Here is an 11,300-nt window from a genome sequence, read left to right as displayed (position 1 = left end):
AGCGCAAGTTACAGCATTTGAAATAAGATTTGAATGCGTAAGCATAACCCCCTTTGGATCTCCGGTTGTTCCAGATGTGTAAATTATCGTTGCAAGATCATCAGGATTTACCTTCGATTTAAGCTGATCGTAAAGCTCTGGGTTTTCCTTATTAAGCTTTTCCCCCTTTGCCTCAAGCTGTTCAAGTGTCATAATATCATCGGAAACTTTCTCAAATGTGATCACCTTATCCGCTAAACCAACATTTCGAAGCGCCGGTAAAACTCGCTCATAAAGTTGTTTCGTTGAAATAAAAATTAATTTTGACTCCGAATTTTTGAGAATAAACTCCACTTGGGGCAAAGCTTGGGTTGTGTAAATCGGAACATCAATCGCACCAAGTGAAATAATCCCAAGATCTGTTAGCGTCCACTCTGGACGGCTTTCGGATAAAAGTGCAACTTTATCACCGTGTCCAATTCCAATTTGATAAAGTCCAAGCGCAATGTTTTTAACACGATTTAATGCCTCATCAGCTGAAATTGATTTCCATACCCCCTCAGATGACTTGTAGTTTAAAAGTTTGGGATTTCGGTAGGTTTTTACCCCAAACTCAAAAAGCTCGGCAAGATTTTGAAAGTTCTGCATACATCCTCCCCGAGTTTGTTTTTTGCTCCACTGTTAATTTTAAAAATTTTCCATATAAAAACAAAAAACTTTAACTGCCCACCAAAAACCGAAAGTGCACCCGACAAATTTAAAAACAGCATCAGAAAACCAAATGGGCAGGATAAGTAAATCGCACTCCAGCGCTTATCCACCGAAGTAATTTTTCAAATAATCAACTATTGAACGAAGTGTTGAAACAAACAAGTCAAATGCTTCTTTAAATAAAGAAATCACATCATCAAGGGTTATACCCGTCACATCAAGTATCCATTTAACAAGAGGAATTATGACACTTAAACCAATCATAATAAGACCAATGACCATCGCATTGAAGGCAACAAATGCAATCGCTGAAATTATAAACTTGCTTATCGACAACCCAAACCAAATTGCAAACGCTACCGCAAAAACTTTTATCCCAATCATGAGCCAATCCCGAGCAGAATTTACCGAGCTTGTAGTCTTCCCTGACCCAGCAAGCTTTAACGGAAATTCAAGCTTATAACCATTCTTAACTATAGTTTCGCCTGAGTCATCGACAAACTTAATTGATGGATAAATCCCATCCATCCCCCATAAGATATTTGCCCTATCTCCCGTTAAATCGTTCACGATCCTTAAATGTGGATAAGTTGCTAAATCATCCTTGACGAAAGACAACCTTAAAACTCCATATCCATTCCCGTATTCAAAACCAATTTTAAATTCCTTGCCTTGCTGTTCATAGATTGATTTAATGTTTTCATATTGATTTTTCACCTTCCAAGCGATCTCCTCCTCGCTCCCCTCAAGCATTAAGTCAACTTTCGGCTTCTCGGGTGAAGGGTTGGGATTAATTAAATCATCCAACTTACAAGCCTTAAAAAGCGGAAGGAGCGAAATAGTTGTGATGATGCGTATGAAATTTCTGCGGTCAAGTTTGACCCCACTTTGCATTTCTAAATACCTCGACTTTTATTTTAACCCTCGTTAATAATTAACAATGGATAGGATTAAAACAGTTTCAAATATTTTAATTATCACTTTTGTCAGCCTGTATTTTCCGTCCCCTTGTCAAAAACTTTAAGTCCATCAAACCGACAAATGTTATAATGCCAGCAACCACAAAAAATAAAACCGTTGAAATCAAATAAACGACAATCCAAAAGATAGCTCCGTAATTCATTTCTCAAAATTTATCTCTTTTGGTGGATTTGTTTTACCACTTAAAATAGAGCCAACCACCATTCCAATGCTAGCAAGTATAAAACTTAAAAAACCTGAAAGATTGACATCAAGAAGAAAATGTAAAGTCTCAGGTATGAAGTTTTTAAACAATGACAAAATCAAAAATACAAGGGGAAACACCGCTCCAGCTATAAGTGCAACATATGCGCCCGTTGAATTCGCCTTTTTCCAATATAACCCACCAGCGACACATCCAAAAGCCCCTGAAGTGTACATAGCACCTGTAACAGCGATGTACTGAAAAGCTGTGGTTGGTATCTCATAGAATAAACCAAAAAAGAGAAGATATAAACCAATTAAAACCGCAACCACCCTGGTCGCATTAATTGATCCCTTTTCACCAAGGTCTTTCTTAAAAAGCGGCTGAATTATATCCCTCGTTGCAACCGAACTCCATGCAAGCAAATATGCGCTATATGTTGACATAGAAGCAGCGAGCATCCCTGCAACTAAAAGCCCCAAGAATCCAGTAGGAACAACATGAGCAATTAATTTAGGCATCGCTATTTGAGAGTTAACACTAGGACCAAAAACTGAAAGTGCACATACACCCCAAAACATTGGAATCATATACCTTCCTGCAAGCGTGAGCCCAGTATATGTAAAAATTTTTCTTCCAACAATTTCATCTTCAGCTGAAAGCGACTTTGATGTCACTGGCTGCCATAATCCAGATGTTGTGACGCTAGCGATCAACATCCAGAGCAAAAATTTCCATCCAAATCTTGAATTCAAAACAGGATTTATACCTTCCTCCCCATAGTAATTCAAAACAGCGTGAGCCACATCAGATAAATTAACACTTTTTAAAATGAAAAAAGTCGTTATAAACATCCCAAACGAAAGCACAATAAATTGCATAAAGTCAGTTATGATTACCGAAAACATACCACCGAGAACTGTATAACTTATAACTATTATCAACATAACAGTCATAATGATGAACAAAACATCTCTGCTCACCCCAAACCCCATAACCTCACCAAGGAATAAACCATCAAACTTCAAAAACACACCCATATTTAGAACTCCACCCATAAAAAGAATTATAGCCCCCAATAATCGAACCCCCTTGCTATACCTCAACTCGTAAAATTCTGGAATCGTTATAACTTTTAATTTCCTCAATCTTGAGACAATAAACCCAGTTTTACCTATTATAAGAAATGCAACTGCACCTATCACGCCAAGAACGAAACTTGAAAAACCAGTTAAATAACCTATCTCACCAAGATACATAAATGTAACTATCCCTATCTCAGTTGCAATTAAAGTCGCCGAACCAAGCGCTACTCTAACCCTTCTTCCAGCGACAAAATACGCCTCCATATCCTCAACATACTTTTTCGCCCTTATGCCAATGAAAACTGAAAAGGCAAGATATAAAAACAATATTGCCCAATCGAACAGTGTAAAGTTCATTATTCACTCTATATTTTTTAAGGACTCATGCCTTTAATTTACAAATGCAAACACCACAAGCTCTTTAAATTTAGCAAGAAATGAAAAACTTAAAAAGTGTATTAATTTCTTCACAGTAATCAAACTTTTTATGCCTCGGCACAAAAACAATTGAAAATACATGAAACTTCTATGAATGTAAAGGAATTCATATTTTCAAATAGTAATTTGTAACCTTCATAGCCGAACCAACACAACAAAAAAGCAACGATTTCAATTTATATACCCTCATATCCCCAAGATATCATCGACCTTATTCACATTCAAAAGGAATCTATCTGGCTCACCGAATTTTTTTAAATCCCAATAGCTTATCTCCAACGCTTTTATACCTTCGCCTTTAAATATCAACTCCATAAGTGATAACTTATCCGACTTTATGTTTCTCTCAATTAAAGCAACCAATCTTTTTGAATAATACCCAGGTAATGGATAAACCCTATCACCACTTTTCAAATAAATAACATCATACCCCGTAAAATTAGCCATATAATTCAATAATTCGCCAGGAATCAAGGGCATATCTACAGGGATGAATACACAGCCTTCACTTTCCACTTCAATAAGCGTAGAATATATTCCAACCAAAGGACCTTTATTTTCAAACTTGTCTATTATCACCTTAAAGTCATGAGCAACTTCTGGCAAACTTTTAATGTCAAATCCCCTGTCAATAGATAAACATTTTTCATCAAAATTTTTAATCTTTTCACAAGCGATTTCAATCAATGTTTTATCGCCAAACTTGAAAAATCTTTTATCACTTCCAAATCTCTCCGATCTTCCTCCAGCTAAAACTGCACCAGTAGTTTTCACCATCATTTAAAGTCTATGAATTTTTACTTTCTCACCCTGTTTTATTAATTCTACTCCTTGCGGAGCAAGGATCAAGCAATCCGCCACAGCAAAAGAAGAAAGCATATGTGATTCCTGATTTGGTAATGGTATAACAAAATCCCCCTCAATCTTGCCCCTTAAAAAGTATAATCTATCGCCCTTTTTCTTTATATCCCGAGATAAGATTTTTTCTTCCTCTTTCAGTAAAACATCTTTATAACCCATCATTTTCTTTATAGTTGGTAAGACATATTCATAAAAACAGGTCAAAACAGCTGCTGGATTTCCAGGAATGCCAAAGATGTATTTCCTACCTTTCTTCCCGAAGAATAAAGGCTTTCCTGGTTTTTGTCTCACCTTATAAAAAATTCTTTTTACGCCTTCCCCTTGAACCAAAATCTTAACCATATCATAATCACCCATAGATATTCCCCCTGTGAAAATAATTATATCAGAGCTTTTATAAGCCCTCTTGAACGCATTTTTCACATCTTTGAAATTATCTTTTACACGCTCTATCTTCGGTTTTATCCCGATTTTGGTCAAAGCAGTATAAAGTGAAGTTGAGTTCGCATCGTAAACCTGACCATATTTTAATTTTCTCCCTGGTTCTACAATCTCGGAACCCGTCACTATAACAAAGACATCTGGTTTTTTATATACCTTGACATATTTTATTCCCATTATGCTTAAAAAGCCAGCAACCTGTGGTGTTATTTCCACCCCAGCCTCAAGAACTTTTTCACCTTTCTTTATCTCTTCACCATGAAATCTTATGTTCTTCCACTTTTTCGGTTTTTCATTTAAGATTATGTAATTATCCTTAGTTTCAACCCGTTCAACCTCCACAACCGCATCCGCTCCATCTGGTATTGGTGAACCTGTAAATACTTTTATAGCTCCTCCCTTAGAAATACTAAACCTTTTTGATTTGCCCGCTCTTACCTCACCCAGCACCTCAAGCTTTGCCGGAAGCTCTGAGATTTCATCTGTATTTATCGCATATCCATCAACCGCTGAATTTGTGAAAGGCGGTAGATCTATCGGAGAATATACATTCTCTGAAAGAATACACCCAAGGGATTCCTTAACCGGAACCTTGACGCTTTTATTTAGCTTTACACTTTCAAGCAAAAGTCTTTGTGCTTCTTCAAAAGTTATGTAGATGTTATTCCTTTCCATAGCAACCTTACTCCTATTATTGCAATTATAAATATGAGAATTTTTTCAAGTAATTTTGAACTCAATTTTGATGAACCAAGGTAAGAGCCACAAAAACCACCCAAAGCAACAACAAAACCAAGCGAAATAGAAAGGAGAAAATCAACTCTTCCGACAATAGCATTTTTAACAAATCCAACACCGGAGTTTAAAAATATAAAAAGGGTCGTTATACTTGCTATCTCCTTTACTGGAAAACCCGCAAAAAATAAAATAGGGGAAAGAAAAATTCCTCCACCTATTCCACAAAGACCGGTTAAAAAACCTAAAATGAAACTTATAACAGGAAGAAAGGAATGATTTAACCTAAAGTTAATCCTTGGAATATAATTTTTCAAAAATGTCACCAAAGATGAAGTTATAAGAAGAACCCCAAGAACGATGAAAAATACATTCTCTTTTAAGGCGATCTCCGTTCCCCAAATTACCCCAAGGATTCCTAAAAAATAGATAAGCACAATAAGTTTAAACTTCCTCTTATCAAAATGTTTTTTAAAATTCAAAAAACCTATTGAAGCTACAACGATGTTAAGAAATTGAGCGGTTGAAGGTATATAACGAACGTCGGTATTTAATAATGCGAGTATCCCAACATATGCACTTCCACCAGCAAGCCCAACCATTGAATAAACAAGTGCAGTTAGGAAAAAAAGAAAAATAGCTAAAACCATAATTCAAACTTTACTATTTCTCTTTATGTGGTACAAACTTAATAACCTTAAAGATATGACATCAATCAATGACCGTGTTCTTCCACCCATCTTGTTTTTCCATCAGATAAAATTTCCCTTTTCCATATCGGAACTCTTCTCTTCACCTCATCAATCACATATTGAATTGCTGAAAATCCTTCTTTTCTATGAGCCGACAAAACCGCAACAAGCAAAGCGACTTCCCCAACCTTTACCTCACCGATTCTGTGTTTTATTATAACCTTCTCCACTCCAAACCTCTCAATCGCTTCTTTTTCTATCTTTTCAAACTCTTTCTCTGCCATCTCAATATACGATTCATAAATTATTTTTTCAACCACCGCATCATCAATCTTATCAGCTCTTACCCGCCCCTCAAAGATCACCACAGAACCACATTTAGGAAAACCATCAGTGAATACATCCAATGTAGAGTTTATATCTATTCTTTCAAAGGTTATATATTTCAAATTCTCCGCCATATTGATTATCCTCCTGCTATTGGTGATAGTAAAGCAATTTCATGATCAACAGCTTCAAAATTGATTTCCTTAAGTCTGCTGAAAACTAAAAATTCCATCTTAAGCTCCAAGCCTTGTCGTGGGGAAAACCAAATTTTAAAACTTCACTTGAACCATGAACATCAATTCATCATTTTTAACATTGATTGGCTTCTCAGTTTTTAACACATAATTCAACCTAAAAACGACATAATTAAGCACTTTTGAATAAAGTCCAAGTGTTAACCACTCAGATTTACCCTCAACATTGGTATTGTTATCCCACAACTCATATTTTACAACTGGTTCAAGATAGTCAAAGAACTTATAACTAAGCTGTAAATAATAACCTTGCTTTTTAACATTGTCATCTCTGCCACCTATAAATTCACTTCGCAAATGCAAATTTTTATTTACGAGAAATGCATCCAAACCAAGAGTGTATCTTTTCTTATCTCTTACATTCAATCTATCGTTCGAACCAGCAAGAAAACCAGCGTTCAAACTTAAAGCGTTATTTTTGTCAATTTCAAAATTATAGCTTGCAAATCCAGTTATATCTTTCTTCGCCCCAGAGTCGTCAAGATTTCTTGTGTAATCAATCGTTTCATAAATTGTCCCCAAATTTTTATAAACAACCTCTCCATTCCAGAGTCCTAAAGCTAAGCGTAAGTTCTTTAAGCCTGTATAAGAAATTTCAAGCCCACGATCTCTGTCAGCAACAAGCGCTGAAACAACTTGAGATCGATAAATAGTTTTCCTCTCAGAAGAACCTTCCTTTCTTTCAATTGACCAGTAATATTTAAATTGCCCGAACTTTACCTCAAGTCCTTTAACACCAGGTATCGGGTCTATAAGCTCAATACAATAATCTTTTAAAAACTTATTAAAGCTCATCTCCTTAACACCGAATTGAACTTCCCATTTAACATTCTCACTTAGGGCTCCGCTAAACTTAAGGTTAATCACTCCGGGTGTAAATGTTTCTTTGGTTTTATTTTCTTCAAATACAGCTTGATACATATACTGTAAGTAACCACTTGTTTTAACCTGAGAAAATATGAAGTGAGATAAAGTTAATAAAGCAAACAGGACGAAAAGGGATGATTTTATGTGTTTCATAGTTTAATTTTTTTGTTTTTTAAGTTGAAGTTTTAGCAAACACTCCAACCTTTGAAACTCATTCCCTCACTTTTCCCATCGGGATAAAAATTAAAATCAATGCAACAAGTGGAAAAACCAAAAGCCCTATGAACGGATTCTCTGAAATATGCGGAAGATTTACATTCAAAAGATATAAACCGGCAAGCAAAACTCCCATGATTGATTCTCCAGCCACAAGCCCTGAAGCAAGCAATATGCCCCGATTTTCTATCTTAACGAATTCAGATTCAGTATGAGCTTTTCGCCTCGCTATTAAATCAGCAATGTACTTTATCAAGCCACCAACAAATATAGCAGATGTCGTCTCAAAAGGAAGATACATTCCAACTGCGATGAGAGTTGGCGATGGCGTTTTAAGTAAGATTAACGCAAAAGCGAGAACACCGCCAAAAATTATCAACGGCCATGCAATCTCCCCACTAACAATCCCTTTTGACATCACACTCATCAATCCCGCTTGTGGCGCTGGAAGATATTTACCACCGATCCCTCCCTCCGTTCCCTTATGAAGTATAGCCATCGGAAAAACGAGAACAAGCGCAGTGAATATAACCCCTATTATTTCAGCGATCTGCATTTTCCTTGGCGTCCCACCGAGCAACTGACCAACCTTCAAATCTTGAAGCATATCTCCAGCAATGCCAAGTGCTGAACATACAACCGCTGCAACGCCAAGAACAACCCCAACTCCAGCGGTTCCCTTCACTCCTAAAGCAACCATTAAAACCGCCGATATAACGAGAGATGAAAGCGTAAGTCCAGAGATCGGATTATTTGAACCACCCATAACCCCAACAAGATAACCCGCAACAGCTGAAAACAAAAAACCCGTTAAGCTCATAACTATGCCCGCAACCACAGCGCTAAGTAAATTTTTCGTGAAATAAAAGTAAATCAAGACAACTGGAATTATAAGCAAAACAATAGCCCCAATTACAGACGTAATCGGCAAATCATCTTCAAGCCTTGAATATGCAAATTTATTTATCTTGATTTGAGATGCATCTTTTATGCCTTTGGCTATGCCTTGAATAAGCTGTTTCCTCATCCCCCAAAGAGTATGAAAAGCTCCAACTATCATAGCACCAACCGCAATTGGTCTAACTTGATAATACCATACAGCATTCGTCAAAGACTCCCAATCGGCTCCATTTTTAATTAAGTCGCCAACCCCAACATTGAAAAATATAGCAAGAGGAATAAAAAGCCACCATCCAAGAACACCACCTGAGAACGCAACTGCGGATAACCTCGGACCAATTATATACCCAACACCAATTAAAGCGGGCGAAGCGACAGGCGTTGAGAGAAATACCCCACCTGTATATGTTTGAGCATTCCCAACGGGATTTGAACCGCTTAAAAGTTGAATTTTATAGCGCCCAAACTCAACAAATCCACTTATTGTCTCTTCAAATAATTTCATTCCACGATTATTTTTAAAAAACTCAATCAAAGCAGAAACTCCCATCATGCTGAAAACATACTTCGCCCCTGTTTCTCCTTTCTGACCTGCCTTCACCATCTCAGCACATGCAACGCTTTCTGGATATGGAAGATCCGGATCATTTACAAGTGGTTTTCTCAAAACAATTATGAACAAAACCCCAAGCACTCCACCAACAAGCATTATCACTGTGCTTTCCCAATAGTTAAAATCATTCCAAACGCCTGATATAACAAAAGCAGGTATAGTAAAAATTGCCCCCGCTGCAAGCGCCTCACCCACAGATGCAGTTGTTCTGGTTATATTCTCTTCAAGAATTGAACCACGCAAAATTCTCATCACTGCCATCGCAACAACAGCAGCTGGAAAAGTTGCTGAAATCGTCATCCCTGCTTTTAAACCAATGTATGTATTTGCTGCACCAAGAATCGCAGCCATTATCACACCTAAAAAAATCGATCTCAAAGTCAACTCTGGCAAATTCGTTTCAGCTGGAACATACGGCTTGAACTCGGTCTTCCCTTGCATTCCTCAATCCTATTTTTGTTTCACATTGATTAAAAAGATATGGCGATGTAGCAACTGTGAAAACAGCAAATAAAAACCCAGCTATCAAATCGATGACATAGTGATACCTAAGATAAACAGTTGAAAAAATTAACAAAATGCCCGTCGGGATCAAAAAATACTTCGTTCTTGAGTTCAAAACGACAGAAAGATACATAATGATGAGTGTAAGCTGTGCGTGACCGCTCGGGAAAGCATCCCTTTGAGCATAATCAACTGGATTTGGAACGCCGGGCGGAATCGATTCCCCAGTGTTAATTATCCAGCGAAGCGCCTTAGTTAAGAATAGCCCTGGGAGTTCTTCATCAAGCCTCGAAAAATCATGAAGCGTAAACCTTGGACCAATCGCTGGAACAAGTAAATAACCGATATATGAAAGGTAAAACCCATAAACGACCGTCCCCATCACATAGCGATACCCCTTGATATCACCTCTTCGATAAAAATCATAGGCAAGTATTATCGGGAGAAAGTAAAATGTTGAATAGACAATTTGCAAAATCTCCGTCAAAATTGGATTGGAAATTTTATCTAAAACATAAGTTGGATGAGCGCCAAAGAGCATGTAATCGATTTTTATCAAGATCCAATCATAGTCGGGCAAATTAAGAAGATTGATGAAAAAGTAAATTTCTTTAAATGTTAAAAGGATGAGCGGAACAAGATACCACTCCCTGATAAATCTTTTAGCAGAAAAAAAATCAGGATTTCCAGAACTTTCCCACTTCACAGCCACATATATGATGAAAGAAGTAACTAAAAGGTTAAACAAAACAATCAACCACAAAATTTTTATTTGATGGGAAAAGAGCACCGCAATAAAAACTAAAAAAAGATAAAAAACTATGTTTACAATGTCCCCAAGGTGCAGATTGCGTAAATTTGTAAGGTAATTCATCTACCGCCTTCTTTGTTTTTTTCTTCCAAAATCTCATAAAGCATATTTGAAAGCTCGATAAACTCCTCAACGCTTAACTGCTCAGGCCTAAGGCTCAAATCAAAATTTAATCTCGAAAGCGTCTCCTCATCAAACAACTCTGCAAGTGTATTTTTCAAAATTTTTCGTCTTTTGTTGAAAGCGGTCTTAACGATTTTCTTAAAAAAAGCATCATCAATTATTTTTTCGGAAAGCTCACCTTTCTCAAAATCAAGTCGTATTACAGCCGATGAAACTTTGGGCTTTGGATAAAAAACATTCCGCGAAACCCTGAATAAAATCTCCGGCTTTGAATACGCCTGACACAGTACTGAAAGTATGCTATAATCCTTGACACCCGGATTTGAGACAATTCTCATCGCAACCTCAAGCTGAACCATGATCGTTAAATCTTTTATCAAATTTCGATTCTCTATCGCTTTAAAGATGATTGAACTTGTGATGCTATACGGTATGTTCCCAATCAATCTTACCTTCCCAAATCCCTCGAACATTTTTAAATCAAGTTTGAGAAAATCCTGATGAATAATCTCTATCCTATCTTCACGAACAAGCTCCTCGGCACCAAACCTCACTTTTAAAAAATCAACAGCTCTCTA

The 11,300-nt window shown here is 36.9% G+C and carries 12 protein-coding genes; all 12 read right to left on the bottom strand.

What is annotated here, in order from left to right:
* Window positions 1-627: AMP-binding protein (locus AWW78_RS08570; protein ID WP_047134900.1), on the bottom strand; the 627-nt coding region annotated here is incomplete at its 3' end.
* A gap of 165 nt (window positions 628-792) precedes the next feature.
* Window positions 793-1,584: a hypothetical protein gene (locus AWW78_RS08565; RefSeq protein WP_047134899.1), complete on the bottom strand. Its 792-nt coding sequence runs from the start codon at window positions 1,582-1,584 to the stop codon at window positions 793-795.
* A 76-nt stretch (window positions 1,585-1,660) separates the two neighbouring features.
* Window positions 1,661-1,813: a hypothetical protein gene (locus tag AWW78_RS10590; RefSeq protein WP_176693890.1), complete on the bottom strand. Its 153-nt coding sequence runs from the start codon at window positions 1,811-1,813 to the stop codon at window positions 1,661-1,663.
* The gene (locus AWW78_RS08560) at window positions 1,810-3,297 is read right to left on the bottom strand and encodes a sodium:solute symporter family protein (protein WP_047134898.1); all 1,488 of its coding nucleotides are present in this window, start codon (window positions 3,295-3,297) and stop codon (window positions 1,810-1,812) included. The genes AWW78_RS10590 and AWW78_RS08560 overlap by 4 nt, the downstream gene beginning before the upstream one ends.
* A gap of 267 nt (window positions 3,298-3,564) precedes the next feature.
* A complete protein-coding gene (locus AWW78_RS08555; RefSeq protein ID WP_047134897.1) occupies window positions 3,565-4,158 on the bottom strand; it encodes a molybdenum cofactor guanylyltransferase in 594 nt (197 codons plus the stop codon).
* Window positions 4,159-5,355: a molybdopterin molybdotransferase MoeA gene (locus tag AWW78_RS08550; protein WP_047134896.1), complete on the bottom strand. Its 1,197-nt coding sequence runs from the start codon at window positions 5,353-5,355 to the stop codon at window positions 4,159-4,161.
* Window positions 5,331-6,065: a sulfite exporter TauE/SafE family protein gene (locus AWW78_RS08545; protein ID WP_075426226.1), complete on the bottom strand. Its 735-nt coding sequence runs from the start codon at window positions 6,063-6,065 to the stop codon at window positions 5,331-5,333. The genes AWW78_RS08550 and AWW78_RS08545 overlap by 25 nt, the downstream gene beginning before the upstream one ends.
* A 65-nt stretch (window positions 6,066-6,130) precedes the next feature.
* Window positions 6,131-6,568 (bottom strand): molybdenum cofactor biosynthesis protein MoaE, encoded by a 438-nt coding sequence (locus tag AWW78_RS08540; RefSeq protein ID WP_075426225.1) that lies wholly within the window; start codon window positions 6,566-6,568, stop codon window positions 6,131-6,133.
* Between the two features lie 135 nt (window positions 6,569-6,703).
* Entirely contained in the window at window positions 6,704-7,708 is a 1,005-nt protein-coding gene (locus tag AWW78_RS08535; RefSeq protein ID WP_141651967.1) for a porin family protein, read from the bottom strand.
* 58 nt (window positions 7,709-7,766) lie between these two features.
* Window positions 7,767-9,725 carry an OPT family oligopeptide transporter gene (locus tag AWW78_RS08530; protein WP_047134894.1) on the bottom strand — a complete coding sequence of 653 codons (1,959 nt, stop codon included), beginning with the start codon at window positions 9,723-9,725 and terminating at the stop codon, window positions 7,767-7,769.
* Entirely contained in the window at window positions 9,685-10,536 is an 852-nt protein-coding gene (locus AWW78_RS08525) for a phosphatase PAP2 family protein (protein WP_176693889.1), read from the bottom strand. Before AWW78_RS08525 ends, AWW78_RS08530 begins: the two co-directional genes overlap by 41 nt.
* A 122-nt stretch (window positions 10,537-10,658) precedes the next feature.
* Entirely contained in the window at window positions 10,659-11,276 is a 618-nt protein-coding gene (gene rsmA, locus AWW78_RS08520; RefSeq protein WP_075426224.1) for a 16S rRNA (adenine(1518)-N(6)/adenine(1519)-N(6))-dimethyltransferase RsmA, read from the bottom strand.
* Between the last annotated feature and the right edge of the window lie 24 nt (window positions 11,277-11,300).

The sequence above is a fragment of the Candidatus Kryptonium thompsonii genome (genome assembly GCF_001535985.1).
Classification (GTDB): Bacteria; Bacteroidota; Ignavibacteria; order Kryptoniales; family Kryptoniaceae; genus Kryptonium; species Kryptonium thompsonii.
This window is presented reverse-complemented; position numbering and strand designations above follow the sequence as displayed.